The 20,621-nt window shown below is 43.9% G+C and carries 17 protein-coding genes, 1 tRNA gene and 1 riboswitch; of the genes, 14 read left to right on the forward strand and 4 right to left on the reverse strand.

Annotated features, from left to right (window positions below; genetic code table 11):
• Positions 1 to 345: 345 nt before the first annotated feature.
• Together ED652_RS18515 and ED652_RS18520 are read right to left on the reverse strand one after the other, a co-directional pair.
• Positions 346 to 1,583, reverse strand: a protein-coding gene (locus ED652_RS18515; RefSeq protein WP_122055752.1) for an IS3 family transposase whose coding sequence is annotated in 2 segments (ribosomal slippage) — positions 346 to 1,211 and positions 1,211 to 1,583 — 1,239 coding nt in all. Because the reading frame shifts where the segments join, the coding sequence is not laid out codon by codon here.
• Between the two features lie 87 nt (positions 1,584 to 1,670).
• Positions 1,671 to 1,746, reverse strand: a tRNA-Asn gene (locus ED652_RS18520).
• A 509-nt stretch (positions 1,747 to 2,255) separates the two neighbouring features.
• Here ED652_RS18520 and uvrB point away from each other — a divergent pair.
• From uvrB to luxU, 3 genes are all read left to right on the forward strand, one after another.
• Positions 2,256 to 4,286 (forward strand): excinuclease ABC subunit UvrB, encoded by a 2,031-nt coding sequence (gene uvrB / locus ED652_RS18525; protein WP_122055753.1) that lies wholly within the window; start codon positions 2,256 to 2,258, stop codon positions 4,284 to 4,286.
• Between the two features lie 301 nt (positions 4,287 to 4,587).
• Positions 4,588 to 5,976 (forward strand): quorum-sensing sigma-54 dependent transcriptional regulator LuxO, encoded by a 1,389-nt coding sequence (gene luxO / locus ED652_RS18530; RefSeq protein ID WP_122055754.1) that lies wholly within the window; start codon positions 4,588 to 4,590, stop codon positions 5,974 to 5,976.
• 23 nt (positions 5,977 to 5,999) lie between these two features.
• On the forward strand, positions 6,000 to 6,344 hold the full coding sequence (gene luxU, locus ED652_RS18535) for a quorum-sensing phosphorelay protein LuxU (protein ID WP_122055755.1): 345 nt from the start codon (positions 6,000 to 6,002) through the stop codon (positions 6,342 to 6,344).
• Between the two features lie 122 nt (positions 6,345 to 6,466).
• On the opposite strand, the gene ED652_RS18540 is transcribed toward luxU, so the two are convergent.
• A complete protein-coding gene (locus tag ED652_RS18540) occupies positions 6,467 to 7,354 on the reverse strand; it encodes a YvcK family protein (protein ID WP_065111000.1) in 888 nt (295 codons plus the stop codon).
• A gap of 194 nt (positions 7,355 to 7,548) precedes the next feature.
• Positions 7,549 to 7,701, forward strand: a riboswitch (molybdenum cofactor riboswitch).
• Here ED652_RS18540 and moaA point away from each other — a divergent pair.
• The 11 genes from moaA (at position 7,690) to ED652_RS18600 (ending at position 18,298) form a co-directional block, all read left to right on the forward strand.
• Positions 7,690 to 8,679 (forward strand): GTP 3',8-cyclase MoaA, encoded by a 990-nt coding sequence (gene moaA, locus ED652_RS18545; RefSeq protein WP_017632500.1) that lies wholly within the window; start codon positions 7,690 to 7,692, stop codon positions 8,677 to 8,679. Its footprint overlaps the riboswitch before it by 12 nt.
• Before the next feature lie 356 nt (positions 8,680 to 9,035).
• Complete coding sequence (moaB, locus tag ED652_RS18555) at positions 9,036 to 9,548, forward strand: molybdenum cofactor biosynthesis protein B (protein WP_122055756.1); 513 nt, start codon at positions 9,036 to 9,038, stop codon at positions 9,546 to 9,548.
• 12 nt (positions 9,549 to 9,560) lie between these two features.
• A complete protein-coding gene (moaC, locus tag ED652_RS18560; RefSeq protein WP_004734026.1) occupies positions 9,561 to 10,040 on the forward strand; it encodes a cyclic pyranopterin monophosphate synthase MoaC in 480 nt (159 codons plus the stop codon).
• Positions 10,037 to 10,282: a molybdopterin synthase sulfur carrier subunit gene (moaD, locus tag ED652_RS18565; protein WP_065103215.1), complete on the forward strand. Its 246-nt coding sequence runs from the start codon at positions 10,037 to 10,039 to the stop codon at positions 10,280 to 10,282. The genes moaC and moaD overlap by 4 nt, the downstream gene beginning before the upstream one ends.
• 2 nt (positions 10,283 to 10,284) lie before the next feature.
• On the forward strand, positions 10,285 to 10,758 hold the full coding sequence (moaE, locus tag ED652_RS18570; protein ID WP_102472645.1) for a molybdopterin synthase catalytic subunit MoaE: 474 nt from the start codon (positions 10,285 to 10,287) through the stop codon (positions 10,756 to 10,758).
• A 663-nt stretch (positions 10,759 to 11,421) separates the two neighbouring features.
• Positions 11,422 to 13,053, forward strand: coding sequence for an ABC transporter substrate-binding protein (locus tag ED652_RS18575; RefSeq protein ID WP_122055757.1), 1,632 nt, complete (start codon positions 11,422 to 11,424; stop codon positions 13,051 to 13,053).
• A 116-nt stretch (positions 13,054 to 13,169) separates the two neighbouring features.
• Positions 13,170 to 14,090 (forward strand): oligopeptide ABC transporter permease OppB, encoded by a 921-nt coding sequence (oppB, locus tag ED652_RS18580; RefSeq protein ID WP_004734022.1) that lies wholly within the window; start codon positions 13,170 to 13,172, stop codon positions 14,088 to 14,090.
• 15 nt (positions 14,091 to 14,105) lie between these two features.
• Complete coding sequence (oppC, locus tag ED652_RS18585; RefSeq protein WP_065111287.1) at positions 14,106 to 15,008, forward strand: oligopeptide ABC transporter permease OppC; 903 nt, start codon at positions 14,106 to 14,108, stop codon at positions 15,006 to 15,008.
• Between the two features lie 42 nt (positions 15,009 to 15,050).
• A complete protein-coding gene (locus ED652_RS18590) occupies positions 15,051 to 16,022 on the forward strand; it encodes an ABC transporter ATP-binding protein (RefSeq protein ID WP_052878992.1) in 972 nt (323 codons plus the stop codon).
• Complete coding sequence (oppF, locus tag ED652_RS18595; protein ID WP_162929962.1) at positions 16,019 to 17,005, forward strand: murein tripeptide/oligopeptide ABC transporter ATP binding protein OppF; 987 nt, start codon at positions 16,019 to 16,021, stop codon at positions 17,003 to 17,005. The genes ED652_RS18590 and oppF overlap by 4 nt, the downstream gene beginning before the upstream one ends.
• A 354-nt stretch (positions 17,006 to 17,359) precedes the next feature.
• Positions 17,360 to 18,298 carry a glutathione S-transferase family protein gene (locus ED652_RS18600; protein ID WP_122055759.1) on the forward strand — a complete coding sequence of 313 codons (939 nt, stop codon included), beginning with the start codon at positions 17,360 to 17,362 and terminating at the stop codon, positions 18,296 to 18,298.
• Positions 18,299 to 18,390: 92 nt separating this feature from the next.
• Here ED652_RS18600 and pta read toward each other — a convergent pair whose 3' ends face one another.
• Positions 18,391 to 20,556 carry a phosphate acetyltransferase gene (gene pta / locus ED652_RS18605; protein WP_102266328.1) on the reverse strand — a complete coding sequence of 722 codons (2,166 nt, stop codon included), beginning with the start codon at positions 20,554 to 20,556 and terminating at the stop codon, positions 18,391 to 18,393.
• Positions 20,557 to 20,621 lie beyond the last annotated feature (65 nt).

Raw genomic sequence — 20,621 nt, forward strand, 5'->3', positions numbered from 1 at the left:
CAACGGTATGCTAAGAACAAAAATGCCGTTCACTCTTAAGTGAACGGCATTACTCCTTGTGAGGCGTTTTTTATGGATGTTAGTCAACTAACAACTAACAACTAACAACTAACAACTAACAACTAACAATTAGTAATTAGTAATTAGCAACGAGCTTATAGAGTTCTGTTGTAGCCAAAACGCAAAAAGCCGCATCGAGTGATGCGGCTTCTCTAAATTTTGCACCCTTGTCGAGACTTGAACGCGGGCGGGGAGGGGCGGTCCGACGATTCGGGTGTGACATTAACTTGGAACAAGTTAGTCGCAGTTATTGTCTCGTCCTAAAATACGTTGACAGTATTTCTACTAAGCCAACAGCGTCAGCTGTTGGCTTTTTTCATGCGCCTCATTTGGAGTTTTCATCCTGAGACTAAGGTGCGGCCTCATATTGTTATAGGTACTTATAGACTCTTTTACTAGTTGTTTAAGCTCTCCGAGGTTTTTACACTTATCAAGTAAGAACTCTTGTTTCAGTATTCCGTTTACTCTCTCTGCTAATACATTTTGATAGCAGTCATAACCGTCTGTCATCGAGGGGCTTATGCCGCTACTTTTCAACTTATCTTGATAAACACCGGAGCAATACTGGAGACCACGATCAGAGTGATGGATACACGAACGATGATATTGACGCCCCTTAATAGCCATATCTAGCGCTTTCACAACATCCGTCGCCTTCATTTCGTTGCTCAGCTCGTAGCCCATAATTTTCCGACTAAACGCATCAGTTACTAATGAGAGATAGTGAATGCCTTCATCTGATTGGATATAGGTAATATCACTTACTAACACACCCTCTGGAGTGCATGGTTTGTAGTTCTTTAATAAGTTCGGATGTTTTTTCATCCAATGCTTACTATTTGTCGTTTTCGTAAAACTACGTTTAGGTCTTACCAATAACCGTTCATCACGTAAGTAGTTGAAAAGAGCATCTCGACCTAACTTGATACCTTGTTCTTGCAACTTTGGCTTAAGTAAAAAGTAGAGCTTTCTCGTGCCAATCCGAGGCATATAACGTCTAATATCCAACACCATTTGTTTGATGGGTTTAAGTTCCAACTGTCGATGAACAGCTCGCTTTTCTCGTTGATAAACGCTTTGTCTCGTTATCCCGCATAGCTTACATACTCGAACTAAACTCATTCCTTCTTGTTCTTGAAGGCTTCTTGCTCCTTGGTGAGATACTTTTTTCTGAGGCTAGTTCCGTGTTCAGCATCAAGAATATCAACCACTCTATTTAAAAAGAGATTCTTGATTTTTTCGTCTTCCAGCTCTTTCTCGAGGCGCTTTATTTTCTGTGCTGGTGACTCTTTAGGCTTAGTTGATTGGTGCATGGTATTCATCCTTGGAGTTTGCGCCCAATTCATCTTACCGTGCTTTCGAAGCCAAGTTAAAACAGTTGAACGGCCTTGGATGCCATAAATGGTTTGGGCTTGTTTATATGTCATATCGCCTCTTTCTACAGCGGCGACGACCTGTAATTTAAAGCCTAGTGTGTAATCACGCTGAGTGCGCTTAACGTAGGTATTATTTGAAGTAGCCATAATTCGTCCTCAATGTGTAAACACATTTCAGGACGGGGCATATATACGAAAAAAGCCCAATCTTTCGATTGAGCTTTTTTCTGGATTTGGCTCCCCTTGCAAGACTTGAACTTGCGACATACGGATTAACAGTCCGCCGTTCTACCAACTGAACTAAAGGGGAATTGCTTGTTAGCGACGCGAATTTTAATAATAGTCTGAATTTCTGTCAATAAAAAATAGCAGAAAAAAATAATTTAAAAAACTTTACTTTCTTGGACGCCTTATCAGATTTAGCTTTGCTTTAGTTATCCACCAAAATTGTGGATAAGTATGTGCGTGAAACTTTAACAACAATAATTGGGATAAATCTGAAAATGTAAAAATCTAAGTTAATGTGATGTATTTAAAAGGTTTTTATTGAAATATCACGATTGTATAACTTTTAAAGGTTTTAGATTGAACAGTAAAACAAGTGCTATTTTTAGATTTTTTGGGGAAAAGTAGTGGATTAAAAATTGAGTAATTGAGCTGAGGAGATCTTGCAAGGGCACGGATAATACCAAGTTCTAAAAGTAAAAGCTATCACTGATATCTAATCTTAAGATGCATTTCTCTAGATAATAGTTGCAACGACATGGCTCCTAGAGTGACAATGACCTGATTAAATACACAGTATGGAAATGGCAACCTATGAGTAAACTCTTTGATTTGGTATCGGACTACAGCCCGTCCGGTGACCAGCCGACAGCGATAACCAGATTATTAGATGGATTAGATTCTGGTTTGGCACATCAAACTCTATTAGGGGTAACGGGCTCTGGTAAAACCTTCACGCTTGCCAACGTCATTTCCCAGTCGCAAAGACCAGCAATCCTGTTAGCGCCGAATAAGACGTTGGCGGCTCAGTTGTATGGCGAGATGAAGTCTTTCTTCCCAAACAATGCCGTTGAGTATTTTGTTTCTTACTACGATTACTATCAACCTGAAGCTTATGTTCCAACCACAGACACATTTATCGAAAAAGATGCATCTGTGAACGCTCATATCGAACAAATGAGGCTGTCGGCTACCAAAGCTTTACTGGAAAGAAAAGACGCTATTATCGTCGCGTCTGTATCGGCTATCTATGGTCTTGGTGACCCAAAGTCTTATTTGAAGATGATGCTTCACTTGAGTCGTGGTGAGGTCATGGATCAGCGTGATATTTTGCGCCGTTTGGCGGAGCTACAATATTCAAGAAACGACGTCGCATTTGAACGAGGTCAATTCCGCGTGCGTGGTGAAGTGATTGATATCTTCCCGGCTGAATCTGACCAAGATGCCGTGCGAATTGAAATGTTCGATGATGAAGTGGATTGCATCAGTATCTTTGACCCACTAACTGGTGCGGTTAAGCAAAGAGACCTGCCTCGCTTTACGGTTTATCCAAAAACGCACTATGTCACTCCACGAGAGAAAATCCTTGAAGCGATTGAGAAGATTAAGGATGAGTTGCGTGATAGAGCTCAATATTTAAAAGACAATAATAAGTTTCTAGAAGAACAGCGTATCTCTCAAAGAACTCAGTTTGATATCGAGATGATGACCGAGCTGGGCTTCTGTTCTGGTATCGAAAACTATTCACGATACTTGAGTGGCCGTGCTGAAGGGGAAGCGCCTCCGACGTTATTTGATTACTTGCCTGATGATGGTCTGTTGATTATCGATGAGTCACACGTGACCGTGCCGCAAATTGGTGCGATGTATAAAGGTGACCGCTCTCGTAAAGAAACCTTGGTTGAATTTGGTTTCCGTCTGCCTTCGGCACTGGATAACCGTCCAATGAAGTTTGAAGAATTTGAGTCTATAGCCCCGCAAACGATTTTTGTGTCGGCCACGCCAGGCAATTACGAAATCGAAAAATCAGACGGTGAGATTGCTGATCAAGTGGTGCGTCCTACTGGTTTGTTAGACCCAATTATCGAAGTAAGGCCAGTCGCGACTCAGGTTGATGACCTTTTGTCTGAAATCAGAATACGTTCAGTGAAAGAAGAGCGTGTACTTGTCACGACGCTAACTAAGCGAATGGCAGAGGACTTAACTGAATACCTAAGTGAACACGGCGTTAAAGTGCGTTACTTGCACTCGGATATCGATACCGTTGAGCGTGTAGAGATCATCCGAGATCTACGTTTGGGCGAGTTCGACGTGTTAGTGGGTATTAACTTACTTCGTGAGGGTTTAGACATGCCTGAAGTGTCGCTTGTGGCGATTCTTGATGCGGACAAAGAGGGCTTCTTACGTTCTGAGCGTTCTTTGATACAGACCATTGGCCGTGCAGCTCGTAATTTGGAAGGTCGAGCAATTCTATATGGTGACTTGATTACTAAGTCAATGAGAAAGGCGATTGATGAAACCGACCGCCGTAGAGAGAAACAGCAGGCCTATAACGAAGAGCAAGGTATTACGCCGCAAGCGCTTAAACGTAATATCAAAGACATTATGGAGTTGGGTGATCTAACCAAGTCGAAGCAGCAGCGCCAATCGAAGCAAGTTCCTCTATCTAAGGTGGCAGAGCCTTCTGAAAGTTATGCCGTACTGACTCCACAACAGCTTGATAAAGAGATCAGCAAGCTAGAAGCTGCGATGTATCAGCATGCTCAGAATCTAGAATTTGAATTGGCCGCACAAAAGCGTGATGAAATTGAGCAGCTAAGAAAGCAGTTTATTACCAACAGCTAATCTCACTTTCCATTCGAAGAATTGTTCCCCTCAATACAAGAATTGAGAGTGTTTCAGGCAAAAAACAGCCAGTAGTAAATGTTCTACTGGCTTACGTTTGTGAACACTCTGTCCACTAACAACGTCAGTTGGCTAGGTGACCCGAAGGTCGGTTAGATAACTGCATCGTTCGTGCCACATAGATAACACATTGATTGTTTGAAGCAAGCAAACGAACACAGTATAAATAGTGTGGTTAATTTGCATAATGCAAAGCGGAATGCGATTATAATAAGAAATGCAAATTATAAATGGCTAGTATATGCAATCAAAAACGTTAGATAACAAATCGAAGTATTTGTTAATGGTAGAAGATACCGCGTCGGTAGCAGCGTTATATCGATCGTATCTTACACCGCTCGAAATTGATATTAACATTGTTGGTACTGGCCGCGATGCAATCGAGAGTTTGAATCATCGAATCCCAGACCTTATTTTATTAGATTTACGTCTACCTGATATGACGGGTATGGACGTGCTATTTGCTGTAAAACAAAAATACCCAGAAGTTCCTGTGATCTTTATGACGGCTCACGGCTCGATCGATACGGCCGTTGAAGCGATGCGTCATGGTTCTCAAGATTTCCTTATCAAACCGTGTGAAGCCGACCGACTTCGTATTACGGTGAACAACGCGATCCGCAAAGCGACAAAACTCAAAAACAGCGCTGAACATCCCGGTAATCAAAACTATCAAGGCTTCATTGGTAGCAGCCAAACCATGCAGCAGGTCTACCGAACGATTGATTCTGCAGCATCAAGTAAGGCGAGTATCTTCATCACAGGTGAAAGTGGCACCGGTAAAGAGGTGTGTGCAGAAGCGATTCACGCTGCGAGTAAGCGTGGCGACAAGCCTTTCATCGCGATTAACTGTGCCGCTATTCCTAAAGATTTGATTGAAAGTGAATTGTTTGGTCACGTTAAGGGAGCCTTTACTGGCGCGGCAACGGATCGTCAAGGCGCTGCTGAACTCGCAGATGGTGGAACCCTGTTCCTCGATGAGTTGTGCGAAATGGATCTTGATCTGCAAACCAAGCTTCTGCGTTTCATTCAAACCGGTACTTTTCAAAAAGTGGGTTCTTCGAAAATGAAGAGCGTTGATGTGCGCTTTGTTTGTGCTACCAACCGTGACCCTTGGAAAGAAGTACAAGAAGGTCGCTTTAGAGAAGATTTATACTATCGTTTATACGTGATTCCTCTGCACTTGCCGCCACTGCGTGAGCGTGGGGAAGATGTTATTGAAATTGCGTACTCGCTGCTGGGCTATATGTCTGTTGAGGAAGGTAAGGCCTTTGTGCGTTTTGCTCAGGAAGTGCTGGATCGCTTTAATCAATACGAGTGGCCGGGTAACGTTCGCCAGCTACAAAACGTATTACGAAATGTGGTGGTATTGAATAATGGTAAAGAGATTACTCTGAACATGCTTCCGCCACCATTGAATCAACCGATCGAAAACAGTCTGCGATTGAAAGAGAAGCAGAATGAAGACATCACGGTAAAAGATATTTTCCCATTGTGGATCACTGAAAAAACGGCAATCGAACAGGCCATAAAAGCGTGTGATGGTAACATCCCTCGCGCGGCAGGCTTTTTGGATGTCAGTCCATCGACGATTTACCGTAAATTGCAAACGTGGAATGCGAAACAGTAGTCACCAAACAATAAGAAAGAACGATGATGAAAGTATTAAATCAGCAAAAGGTTGATGAACTTGCCGGTGAAATCGGGCAAGAGAATGTCCCAGTGTTACTGGAAATATTTTTAGGTGAATTGAAAGGATATTATGAGCACCTAGATCTCAATAAAGACACGGATACATCGAAGTATCTGGCCGACATTAGCCATGCCTTAAAGAGCAGCGCCGCGAGCTTTGGCGCAGATTCTTTGTGTAGTTTTGCGATTAGTGTGGATGAAAAAGTGAAACAAGCGTTACCCGTGACAGAGGTTGATTTTCAAGATATGCAAGAACTTCTGTTATCAACGTACACGGAATATCAGCAGTTGATGACGGATCTCTAAAACGGTTGATAGTGGCATAAGCAGATATTAAAAAAGGAGCATCATGCTCCTTTTTTGTTTTTACCGGCTTCTGGTGTTTAGCTTAAGCCACTAAGCCACTAAGCCACTAAGCCACTAAGCCACTAAGCCAGTTGAGCCCGAATCGCTTGTTGAAGCTTTAAACGGTCGTGTCGCCAATCTCGATTAGGAGAGGCAAGATCGGTGGTCACACAATTCCATTGCCCTTCTAATTCAGGGTGTGGTTCATTGCCCAGTACAATGTCTATTTTTCTTGCCTTACAGGTACGTTCACACCACTCCAATTGTTCTTGAAGCGTCATTTTTCCTGCAGGGCCGTGCTCTGGCGACAGGTTTTCGATGAAAATAACCTTAGCCTTGGTGTTCTCAGCGATGGCTTTCCCAATCTCAGGAAGGAGAAGAGGGGGCATAACACTGGTCAGAAAGCTGCCGGGTCCAAGAACGATACAGTCGGCTTGTTCAACTGCAGCAACAGCTTCTTTGGTTGCAGGCACTTCTGGAGACAAGTCCATCATGCGCAGTTTTTCTGTCATGTCGTCAACGTTGGTTTCACCCGTAACCCAACGACCATCCATTGATAGCGCGGTGAGATCGGAAGGGTGCTCGGTCATCGGGACGATATTGACATCGACCTTGAGCATATTTCGAATTAGGTTAATTGCTTCCAATGGGCGAACGGAAAGGTTGTCTAAGGCAGTAAGCATCAGATTGCCGAGGTTATGACCATCCAGCTCACCTTGACCGCGAAAACGGTACTCAAACATCATCGAGCTGATGGAAGGTTCAGTGATCAATTGGTTGATACAGTTACGAGTATCTCCCCAAGCGATACCACCTTGGCAGTCTCGAATTCGTCCGGTTGAACCACCGTTATCTGTTGTTGCAACAATGCCAGTCGCATTGCTACCAAAGTCTTTTAATGCAGCAAGCATGCGACCTAAGCCATGGCCTCCACCGATTGCGACGACTTTCTTTGAAGCGTAAATATTCATTTTTTGTTCTTGTTAGATTATTACCAACTATAATTTAGGTTAAATGCTTCTCGTCAGATACTCAACAAGAGTTATTTTGAGGGTTTGATACGTTTTTTTTGCCGATGTGACCCGTTTTTTGTCATCAGAGCTAGATTCACGTACAAATATTAAGTATTTTATTACTCAGCTACTGCGCGTGTGAATATAACGTGCAGTTGCCATAACTCCGAGCTCTCGCATGCTAAGTCGCACAGTGGTATTTGCTGTACCGATACGCATCAAGAGCCAGTGACATGTTGTCACAAGGGCTTAATTGGAAATGATTATGCCTCCCGTGTTTGGAAAGGTGTTCCGTGGCGCAACAATTCGAAGATAGATTCCATCGCAAGTTTTATTACTTGCGCTTGTCGGTTACAGACGTCTGTAACTTTAAATGTACTTACTGCTTGCCGGATGGTTACAAACCGTCAGGGCAAAAAAACTCGTCTTTTTTAAGTGTTCCCGAGATCAAACGCGTTGTAAAAGCGTTTGCAGATTGTGGTACCTCAAAGATCCGCATTACAGGTGGAGAGCCGAGTCTGCGTAAAGACTTTCCTGAAATCATACATACCGTTGCTTCTACTCCAGGCATCGAAAAAGTAGCCACGACAACGAATGGCTACCGCATGGAGAAACAAGTAGGGCAGTGGCGTGATGCTGGTTTAACCCATATAAACGTGAGCGTGGATAGTTTAGATTCACGTATGTTCCATCAGATCACTGGTGAGAATAAGTTTACTGAGGTTATGCGAGGCATTGATAAAGCGTTTGAGGTTGGCTATGAACAAGTCAAAGTCAACGTTGTATTGATGAAAGACCTCAACAGTCAGGAATTACCAGCCTTCCTTAATTGGATCAAAGACAAACCTATTCAATTACGTTTTATCGAGCTGATGAAAACTGGCGAGATGGACGAGTTGTTCGATAAACACCATGTATCTGGCGTTGCGATTCGCAATCAGCTTATTGCTAACGGTTGGCTGTTAAAAGTCAAAGCGGTTAACGATGGCCCAGCACAAGTGTTTGTCCACCCAGACTACAAGGGTGAAATTGGTTTGATCATGCCTTACGAGAAAGACTTCTGTGAGAGTTGTAACCGACTGCGTGTTTCTGCGACCGGTAAACTTCACCTATGTCTGTTTGGCGACCACGGTGTTGAACTGAGAGATCTGATTCAAGAAGATCAACAAGAGCAAGAGCTCATTGATCGAATTCAGGCTCAGCTTCAAACCAAGTCCGTTAGCCACTTCTTGCATGATGGCAACAGCGGCATGACTCCAAACTTGGCGTCAATCGGCGGTTAACCCGCTATATAATCTAAAGCATTTTATCGCTCAGCTTCTTTAAGCTGGGCGAATCAGTCTAGGGCGTGTTGCTCTTTCGAGCTGATTTTTTCAGCGAGTTGCTGGGTATTTATATAAGGCAGAGGCTTTGATGTGTAGCTAGCCTACATGAGAAGCCGATAACGTAGTAGAAATGACCAGCAAACGCTGCCCGAAGGGTTCGGCTAAAAGCGTTTTACTCTTTGTTGAGGGAGATTTGCTTAGAATAACTAGGCTACTTCCCCCTCGCCGCGATTAAAACGCTTTTATCTCGAACAAAATTTAATCACGAAAGGTCAACACGCCCTCATAATTGAAAAATTTATATAGGTGAACAAATGGGTCACGCAGAAAGCAAATTCCAAGCAGCAAACATCGCAGTACTAACCGTTTCAGATACTCGTACTGAAGAAAATGACACGTCAGGTGGTTACCTAGTTGAACACGCTAAAGAAGCAGGCCACAACTTGGTTGATAAGCAAATTGTTATCGATGACATGTACAAAATCCGTGCGATCGTATCTCAGTGGATTGCTGATGACAGCGTTCAAGCGATTATGATCACTGGCGGTACGGGTTTCACATCTCGTGACAGCACGCCTGAAGCACTTAAGCCACTATTCGACAAAGAAGTAGAAGGCTTTGGTGAGCTTTTCCGCCAAGTATCTTACGAAGAGATCGGCACATCGACGATTCAATCTCGTGCGATTGCGGGCTTTGCTAACCACACAGTTATCTTTGCGATGCCAGGTTCTACAGGTGCGTGCCGCACAGGTTGGACTAAGATCATCAAGCAACAGATGGATGCTAGCCACCGTCCTTGTAATTTCATGCCACATCTTTCTGTATAAGGTGGTTTGAGCATGAGCCAATTTACCCACATTAACGCGTCTGGCGAAGCGAACATGGTCGATGTATCGGCTAAAGCAGAGACAGTACGTGAAGCGCGAGCAGAAGCTTTCGTCCAAATGTCAGCAGAAACGCTAGAGCTGATTGTTTCTGGCAGCCACCATAAAGGTGATGTTTTCGCAACGGCACGTATTGCTGGCATTCAAGCGGCGAAGAAGACGTGGGACTTGATTCCATTGTGTCATCCTTTGCTGCTAACTAAGGTCGAAGTTCAGCTTGAGGCAATCGAGTCTGAAAACAAGGTTCGAATCGAATCAGTATGTAAGCTTGCTGGTAAGACAGGCGTAGAGATGGAAGCGCTAACGGCTGCTTCTGTTGCTGCCCTAACTATTTACGATATGTGTAAAGCTGTTCAGAAAGACATTGTTATCGAGAATGTACGCCTATTAGAGAAGACCGGCGGTAAATCAGGTCACTTCAAGGTGGAATCATGATTACTGTACTGTTCTTTGCTCAAACTCGTGAACTTGTCGGTGTTGATAGCGTTGAAGTTGATACGCAGTTCAAGACGATTGAAGCGATTCGCAGCCACCTTGTAACACAAGAAGGCAAATGGGATATCGCATTGGAAGAGGGCAAGCTTCTGGCTGCGCTTAACCAATCAATCGTACCTTTGACGACTGAAGTGAAAGACGGCGACGAAGTGGCTTTCTTCCCACCTGTTACTGGAGGTTAGCCATGAATGACTCTCGAGTTATTGATCCAAGAGTATTAGTGACTGCTGAAGATTTTTCTGTGGGTGGCGAATACGATTATCTAGCTCAAGGCACATCTGCGGGAGCGGTTGTGACGTTTGTTGGTAAAGTTCGCGACATGAACCTTGGCGACAACGTGATTGGTTTGTCTCTAGAGCACTATCCGGGTATGACAGAGAAGTCGCTGAGCGAGATCTGTGACCAAGCTGAAGCGCGCTGGCCTATCCAGAAGATGCGAGTGATTCACCGCGTTGGTGACCTAGATATCGGTGACCAGATTGTTTACGTTGGTGTATCCAGTGCACACCGTGGCGCTGCCTTCGAAGCGTGTGAGTTTGTTATGGATTTTCTGAAAACCAAAGCGCCGTTTTGGAAAAAAGAACGTACTACTGAGGCGACTCGTTGGGTTGACTCCCGAGACTCCGACGCGAAAGCAGCGGAGCGTTGGGAGAAATAATCCACTCCCTAGCGTGCTTCGCTCTTAACGTGAAAGTGTATTTCAGGTTGGGACGTAGATAGTAAGAAAGCCGACTATTGAGGTCGGCTTTTTTGTGCGTGCAACAAAGTTATTTATAAATAAGTGGGGTATTAATAAATGGTTAGTCACTCAGGTTGCATATAAATTCGATGCGTGATTTTGTCTGTCTTGGTGCATTTCCAAATCTGTTTTGGTGTAGTGCTTTATGCTGTTTTGTATAAAGTGATAATCCTCACAAATAGTGGAGTCTATTTAGGGGATATGTGATGTGCAATTAGATTTAATGTGGCATTAATGTTAATTTGCCGACAGTGTTCTAGCATAAGATGCTAAATAAAATTATCAATTCAGATACATCAACAGTAAAGGCTGTTTTTTAATAAATCCCTATGTGTAATTCACTATTCATTAGGTTTTTATTAGAGATTTACACTATGACCTTGAGTAATTCGGAGAATTATCCGATTTTTTGCGACTTGTTTATGGCAAATTACTTCAATGGTTGATAGTGTGTGCCTCAATCTTTGTAAGGTTTTAGATTTTTATGCTTAAATTTTGAGCTAAATAAATCTAAATCACTGCCGTTCAGTGAACTTAGCAAAGAAGTCATGGATGCAATACGTAAAACTTGGAGTTTATTAAATGTACAAGAATAAAATCACTCAGGCCCTTCTTCTAGGTGCTGGTTTGGCAGTGGCTGCCACTTCTACTCTTTCTATCGCTGCTGAAGTTCCAGCAGGTACAGAACTAGCAAAAGTTCAGGAACTTGTTCGCGGTAACGGTACTGAAGTTGCGACTATCGACCCACACAAATCTCAAGGTGTACCAGAATCTCACGTAATTCGTGATCTTCTAGAAGGTCTAGTGAACCAAGACGGCGACGGTAATACTATCCCTGGTGTTGCTGAAAGCTGGGAAACGACAGACAACAAAACATTCACTTTCCACCTACGTAAAGACGCAAAATGGTCTAACGGCGATCCTGTAACAGCTGAAGATTTCGTTTACAGCTGGCAACGTGCAGTTGATCCTGCAACGGCTTCTCCATACGCTTGGTACATGGAATATACCAAGATGGCGAATGCGAAGGACATCGTAGCGGGCAAGAAAGACAAGAGTGAGCTAGGCGTTAAAGCTGTAGATGCAAACACGCTTGTTGTTGAATTAGAAACAGCGGTACCATACTTCGTAATGATGATGGGCCACACAACAATGAAGCCAGTACACAAGGCTACTGTTGAAGAATTCGGTGATCAATGGACTAAGCCTGACCACTTCGTTGGTAACGGTGCATTCTCTGTTGATAAATGGGTTGTTAACGAGCGTTTAGTTCTAAAGCGTAACGACCAATACTGGAACAATGATAAGACGGTTCTAAACAAAGTAACGTTCCTACCAATCGAAAACCAAGTAGCGGAAATGAACCGTTTCCTATCTGGTGAAATCGACTTTACAGATGATCTGCCAATTGAGCATTTCAAGCGTATGAAAAAAGAACATCCAGAAGATCTATCCGTTGTGGGTAACCTTTGTAGCTACTACTACTCATTTAACACTAAGAAAAAGCCTTTCGATGATGTTCGTGTACGTAAGGCTATTTCTTATGCGATTGATCGTGACATAGTCGCTGGTGCAATCATGGGGCAAGGACAGAAACCTGCGTATTTCCTCACGCCGGAAATTACTGCGGGCTTCGATCCTGAGCTTCCTCAATACGGTAAAATGTCTCAAAAAGAACGTAATGCTGAAGCGGCGCGCCTTCTTGAAGAAGCGGGTTTCGGAAAAGACAATCCTCTTGAGTTCTCCCTCTTATATAACACTGATGAGAATCACAAGAAAGTTGCTGTAGCGCTAGGTTCTATGTGGAAGAAGACACTGGGTCTTAAGGTTACGCTTGAAAATCAAGAGTGGAAAACTTACCTATCTTCTAAAGATACTGGCAACTTTGAAGTAGCTCGTGCAGGCTGGTGTGGTGACTACAATGAAGCGTCTACATTTTTGACCTTGATGGTAAGTGCTAACACGACAGGCGGCCAACACTGGGGAAATCGTGATTATGACACTTTGATAGACAAGGCTATTAACTCCACTTCAGAACAAGAACGTAACGAACTGTATTTAGAAGCAGAAAAGCTAATGGCGAACGATATGCCTATTGCTCCTATCTATCAGTACGTTAAAACGCGTTTACTTAACCCACATGTAGGTGGCTTCCCAACTAATAATGCGGAAGAAAAAATCTACTCAAAAGATCTCTACATCAAAGCTCAATAATAAGAGCTTCGATTCTAAAAAGTTAATATAACTATAACGATACAGACACTACATGCGCAGGGCGCGCATGTAGCGTCTTTCTAATTTTAATTGTCACAGACTGAAAGAGTGAGTTTATGCTTAAATTCATTATGAAAAGGATATTTGAAGCGATTCCAACCATGTTGGTGTTGATCACTATATCTTTCTTTCTCATGCGTTTCGCACCGGGTAACCCGTTTTCAAGCGAGCGTCCATTACCGCCAGAAGTTATGGCTAACATCGAAGCTAAATACGGCTTAGATAAACCTGTATTTGAACAGTACACCACGTACTTGACCAACATCCTTCAGGGTGATTTTGGTCCATCTTTTAAATACCAAGATTACACAGTAAATGAGCTGATCGCTGTTGCACTTCCAGTATCTGCGAAGGTAGGTTTTGTTGCCTTTATCTTCACATTATTGATGGGGGTAACGGTCGGAACCATTGCCGCCTTGAAGCACAACACCTGGATCGACTACACCATAATGTCGACCGCCATGCTCGGGGTGGTGATGCCATCCTTCGTGTTGGCACCAGCGCTTATTTACCTATTCTCTCTGCACTGGCATATATTTCCAGCAGGTGGTTGGCACGGTGGTACGTACATGTACATCGTCCTACCCGTTATCGCGATGTCTCTTTTATATGTAGCAACCTTTGCTCGTATCACTCGCGGTAGCATGATTGAAACCCTTAACAGTAACTTTATCCGTACTGCTCGTGCTAAAGGTCTAAGCTACCGTTATATCGTTCTTAAACATGCGCTTAAGCCAGCAATGTTACCTGTTGTTTCATACATGGGGCCTGCGTTCGTAGGTATCATCACAGGTTCTGTTGTTGTTGAAACCATCTTCGGCCTGCCGGGTATCGGTAAGCTGTTTGTTAACGCCGCGTTTAACCGTGATTATTCGTTAGTAATGGGTGTAACCATTTTGATTGGTTTCCTATTCATCTTGTTCAACGCAATCGTTGATATTTTACTAGCGCTTATTGACCCGAAAATTCGCTACTAGCAGGGACGCATGGTTATGTTGAAGAAAAAAGAAAACTTAGAAGCGATCGAAAAATTCTCTGAGAGTTTGGAAATTGAAGGTCGTAGTTTGTGGCAGGACGCGCGTATTCGTTTTATGCGTAACAAAGCGGCAATGATCAGTCTGTTTATCCTAATTATCATGGTGCTATCGGTAATCTTCTTACCTATGTTGGCGCAGCATGCTTACGATGATACTGACTGGTACGCAATGCACGTAGGTCCAAATGCTGATCACTGGTTTGGTACTGACAGTTTAGGTCGTGACCTATACGTTCGTACGATGATCGGTGGCCGTATTTCTCTTATGGTTGGTGTGATGGGTGCATTCGTAGCGGTACTGATAGGTACGCTTTACGGTGCGGCTTCAGGTTTCATTGGCGGTCGTACTGACCGAGTGATGATGCGTATCCTGGAGATTCTATACGCAGTGCCATTCATGTTCCTAGTTATCGTACTGGTGACATTCTTTGGTCGTAATATCGTACTTATCTTCGTTGCTATCGGTGCGATTGCTTGGCTCGATATGGCGCGTATTGTACGTGGCCAAACGTTGAGTTTACGTAGTAAAGAATTCATTGAGGCTGCGCACGTATGTGGTGTTAGCAAATGGAAAATCATTACACGTCACATCGTACCGAACGTATTGGGTATTGTTGCGGTTTACTCAACGCTGCTTATCCCGAGCATGATCCTTACAGAATCATTCTTATCTTTCCTTGGTCTTGGTGTTCAAGAGCCTATGACAAGTTGGGGCGCGCTGTTACAAGAAGGCTCGCAAACAATGGAAGTTGCTATTTGGCAACTGGCATTCCCAGCGGCATTCATGGTAGTTACGCTGTTCTGCTTTAACTACGTAGGTGATGGTCTGCGCGACGCGCTTGATCCAAAAGACAGATAAAGAAATAGCAATTAAAAGCTATAAAAGATTAAGGAAGCAATAATGAGCTTATTAGATGTCAAAGATCTGCGCGTCGAATTTACCACGCAAGATGGTATCGTAACCGCAGTAAACGATCTGAACTTCTCACTCAACCAAGGCGAAACGCTGGGTATCGTGGGTGAGTCAGGTTCAGGTAAATCACAAACTGTATTCTCTATCATGGGTCTGCTGGCTAAGAACGGCATCATCTCGGGTAGCGCAAAGTTTGAAGGTAAAGAGATTCTTAACCTTCCAGAGAAAGAACTGAACAAAGTTCGTGCTGAACAGATCGCGATGATCTTCCAAGATCCGATGACATCACTGAACCCTTACATGAAAGTAAGTGATCAGCTGATGGAAGTACTTATGCTGCACAAAGGCATGGGTAAAGCAGAGGCGTTTGAAGAATCAGTACGCATGCTGGAAGCGGTGAAAATCCCTGAAGCACGCAAGCGTATCACCATGTACCCACACGAGTTTTCTGGTGGTATGCGTCAGCGTGTGATGATCGCAATGGCACTATTGTGTCGTCCTAAACTGCTTATCGCTGATGAACCAACAACCGCTTTGGATGTAACTATTCAAGCGCAAATCATGGAATTGCTGAACGAATTGAAAGATGAGTTCAACACGGCAATCATCATGATCACCCACGATTTGGGTGTAGTTGCAGGTTCATGTGACAAGGTACTTGTGATGTACGCTGGCCGTACCATGGAATACGGCACAGTCGATGAAATCTTCTATGAGCCTAGCCACCCTTATGCGGAAGGCTTGCTTAAAGCGATTCCTCGTTTGGATACCGAAGGTGAAATTCTACCGACGATTCCAGGTAACCCACCCAACTTACTTCGCCTACCAACTGGTTGTCCTTATCAAGACCGTTGTCACCGTGTAATGGACCGTTGTAAGCAAGAAGCACCTATTTTGCAGCCATTTGCTAAAGATCGTCAGCGTGCTTGTTTTTCTGATTGGGAGACTTGGACAAAATGAGTAAAGAATTACTATTAGATATTAAAAACCTTAAAGTTCACTTTAGCATTGCGGCTAAGTCAGCTTGGCCTTGGGCTAAACCATCAAACCTTAAAGCGGTTGATGGTGTGGATGTTCACCTTTACGAAGGCGAAACGCTCGGTGTAGTGGGCGAATCTGGTTGTGGCAAGTCGACTTTTGCACGCGCAATTATCGGTTTGGTTGAAGCGACTGAAGGTCAAGTGATGTGGTTAGGTCAGGACCTAACTAAGATGCAAGAAGTGAAACGTCGTGAGACTCGTAAAGAGATTCAGATGATCTTCCAAGATCCACTCGCATCGCTAAACCCACGTATGTCAGTAGGTGACATCATTGCTGAGCCTCTAGAGACTTTCTTCCCTGAACTTTCTAAACAAGAAGTGAAGGACCGAGTTAAAGAGATGATGGCAAAGGTTGGCCTACTACCAAACGTAATCAACCGTTACCCACATGAATTCTCTGGTGGTCAGTGTCAACGTATCGGTATCGCACGTGCACTTATCTTGAAACCTAAGATGATCATCTGTGATGAGCCGGTTTCTGCTCTGGATGTCTCTATCCAAGCTCAAGTAGTTAACCTTCTTATGGAACTACAGAAAGAGTTAGGTTTGTCTTTGGTATTCATCGCGCACGATTTGTCGGTTGTGAAACACATCTCTGACCGTGTATTAGTGATGTACTTAGGTAATGCTGTTGAGCTAGGTGAATCAGACGCCTTGTTCTCAGACCCTAAACACCCATATACCAAAGCATTGATGTCTGCAGTTCCGATTCCAGACCCACGCTTAGAGCGCAGCAAAACGATTCAGATGCTGGAAGGTGATCTCCCATCACCAATTAATCCACCATCGGGTTGTGTGTTCCGTACTCGTTGCCCTGAAGCAACCGAGGCCTGTGCGCAAACCAAGCCAACCATTCAAGGCGATGACGTACACGCAGTATCTTGCTTGCACGTACAAGTCTAGAACCTATTTAAAACGGTTCAGCCTGTGACAGGCTTAAGCGCAACTTTTTTAGGAGTTGCGCTTTTTTTGTGTCCAAGATTCCCTTAAAACAACCTTCTTCAAATAATTTGAACAACTAAGCCAACTTCTTCTAGTTTTGAAAAAGTGGGCTTTTCTTATACTAATACCAATCGTAGTAAATAACTGCTCATCCTAGCTTGTTAAAACGCTCGATAACGGCGTTAGAATTTTTGATTGTAGAATAACGACTAACATAAAAATTCTTCCTTGTTCTCAAGCCTTTTCTCTGTGCTATTTCTGAACATTTACTTACTGTGATTGGTATAAGAAATTTTGGATGACAGAGGTTTGGATATGGGCAAGTTAGTTGAAGGTGTTTGGCACGATGTGTGGTACGACACCAAAGAAAGCGGTGGTAAGTTTGTTCGTGAAGATGCGGGCTTTCGCAGTTGGATCGAGAACAAAGCTGGTGCGCAGTTTCAGCCAGAAAGTGGTCGTTATCACCTATACGTATCGTTAGCTTGTCCTTGGGCGCACCGCACTCTTATCTTCCGAGAGCTAAAAGACCTAACCGATCATATTGACGTGACAGTGGTTTGCCCCGATATGATGAGCGAAGGCTGGCAAATGGGTTTGCCTGAACCTTTGTTTGGTCATACTCGTATGCACCAAATCTACACTCAAGCCAAACCTGACTACTCAGGCCGAGTAACGGTTCCAGTGCTATGGGACAAGAAAACCAATACCATCGTGAGTAACGAGTCCTCTGAAATTATCCGCATGTTCAACTCAGAATTTAATGAGCTAACAGGCAACACCGATGATTACTATCCGTGGGAGTTGTCCAAGAAGATTGATGAGTGGAATGACTACATCTATCCAAACATTAATAACGGCGTTTATCGTACTGGCTTTGCAACTACCCAAGAAGCTTATGAAGAAGCGTATGACGCGTTATTTGGGGCGTTAGATAAAGTAGATGTACATCTTAGTGAACATCGTTATCTCGCGGGTAATGACATCACAGAAGCAGACTGGAGATTGTTTACCACTCTGGTTCGATTCGATGCAGTATATGTTGGCCACTTTAAGTGTAACAAGCAGCGAATTTCAGACTACGTCCATATTCAAGGTTACTTAAAAGAGCTCTACCAGATCGAAGGCATCAAAGAGACGACCGACTTTTATCACATCAAGCGTCACTACTATTACAGCCACACAGGTATCAACCCAACTCAAGTTGTGCCCAAAGGACCAGCATTAGATTTAGAGTCAGCCCATGGGCGAGGCTAGATTAATCTTAAAAGTATCAAATAACCTTAAGCGTTAGACATAAAAAAACCCTAGATAAGAATCTAGGGTTTTTGCTTTCTACAAAAGAAAAATTAGTTAATTACTTTTTCTTCAGCTTGAGCTGCTTGGTCTGCTTGGATAGCCGTTAGAGCTACTGTGTAAACGATATCATCTACTAGAGCGCCACGAGACAAGTCATTTACTGGCTTGCGCATACCTTGAAGCATTGGACCGATAGACACTAGGTCTGCTGAACGCTGTACAGCTTTGTAAGTCGTGTTACCAGTATTTAGGTCTGGGAATACGAATACTGTCGCTTTACCTGCAACTGGAGAGTTAGGCGCTTTAGAAGCGGCTACGTTTTCCATGATTGCTGCGTCGTACTGAAGAGGACCGTCGATCACGAGATCAGGACGTTTCGCTTGAGCAAGTTTGGTTGCTTCACGTACTTTATCTACGTCTGCACCTTTACCAGATTCACCAGTAGAGTAAGAGATCATAGCAACACGTGGGTCGATACCGAATGCTGCAGCAGAATCTGCAGATTGGATAGCGATTTCAGCAAGCTGTTCCGCTGTTGGATCTGGGTTGATCGCACAGTCACCGTATACAAGCACTTGATCAGGCAGAAGCATGAAGAAGATAGAAGATACGATAGAAGCATCAGGAGCCGTCTTGATGATCTGGAACGGAGGAACGATTGTGTTCGCCGTTGTGTGAACAGCACCAGAAACTAGGCCGTCAACTTCACCCGCTTCAAGCATCATAGTGCCTAGGAATACTGAATCGTTTAGCTTCTCACGAGCAACAACTTCAGTCATACCTTTAGCGCCACGAAGTTCTACTAGACGAGCTACGTAGTTTTCGCGAACAGATGCAGAATCGATGATCTCAACGCCAGCGCCTAGTTCAACACCTTGTTGTGCAGCAACGCGACGGATTTCGTCTGGGTTACCAAGAAGCACACAAGTTGCGATACCGCGCTCAGCACAGATAGAAGCTGCTTTAACAGTACGTGGCTCATCACCTTCAGGAAGAACGATACGCTTAGCCGCTTTACGAGCAAATTCAGTTAATTGGTAACGGAATGCTGGTGGGCTTAGACGACGAATGCCTTGAGTACCTTCAGATAGAGAATCAATCCAAGGGCCATCGATGTGGCTAGCAACGTGATCGTTAACGAATTCGATACGTTCTTTATCGTCTGCAGGTACTTCTAGGTTGAAGCTCTGTAGGTTAAGAGATGTCTGCCAAGTGTTACCTTGAGCCTTGAAGATCGGTAGACCTGAAGCGAATGCTGGTGCACAAAGGTTAGCAATGCTTTCTGGAATGTCGTAACCGCCAGTCAGTAGGATTGCGCCAATTTCAACACCGTTTTTCGCAGCAAGAGCCGCAGCAACGATAACGTCAGGACGGTCTGCAGAAGTTACTAGCAGTGAACCTGGCTTGAAGTGCTCAATCATGTGCGGTAGAGAACGTGCACAGAAAGTGATGCTCTTAATACGACGAGTTGAGATTTCACCTTCGTTAACGATTTCAGCGTTAAGGTGTTTAGCCATATCAACCGCACGAGTAGCGATTAGGTCGATGCTCCATGGCACACAGCCAAGAACACGGATAGGGCTAGAGTTGAAGATTTGCATTACTTCAAGGTTCGCTTGTTGAGCGCTATCTGCATCATCGAAGATTTCAGAAAGGTCAGGGCGAGTACGGCCAGCTTCATCAACAGGAGCATTCAGTTTGTTAATAATAACGCCTGATATGTTCTTGTTTTTAGTGCCACCGAAGTTAGAACATGCTACTTCGATGTGCTCTTTAAGCTGAATAGGGTTGTATGTACCCGGAGTCGCAACGAATACGATCTCTGCGCCTAGTGTTTTAGCGATTTCCGCGTTCACTTGGTTAGCAAATGGGTGCTTACGAGTAGGTACTAGACCTTCGATAAGCGTTACTTCTGCGTCCTTGTTGATCTTGTTGTATTGCTCAACAACAGACTCTAGAAGCTCGTCCATTTTTTCGCTACCGATCAAAGCTTCAGCTTTAGTCATTGCGATTGGCTCACCAATCTTAATGTCGCTGTTTGCGCTGATGATAGTAGACGTTAAATCAGGTTGGTTACCACCGCTACGAGGTTGAGCGATTGGCTTGTAGAAAGAAACACTTACGCCCTTACGCTCCATAGCGCGAAGAACACCCATGCTAACACTAGTAAGACCAACACCAGCGCTTGTAGGGATAAGCATAATAGTACGGGACATTGACGAACACCTTTGACTATTGGAAATAAAAAAAGCTCAACCGCTATTCCCACCGATAAACATAT

Source organism: Vibrio sp. Evd11, from assembly GCF_900382755.1.
Lineage (GTDB): Bacteria > Pseudomonadota > Gammaproteobacteria > Enterobacterales > Vibrionaceae > Vibrio > Vibrio lentus.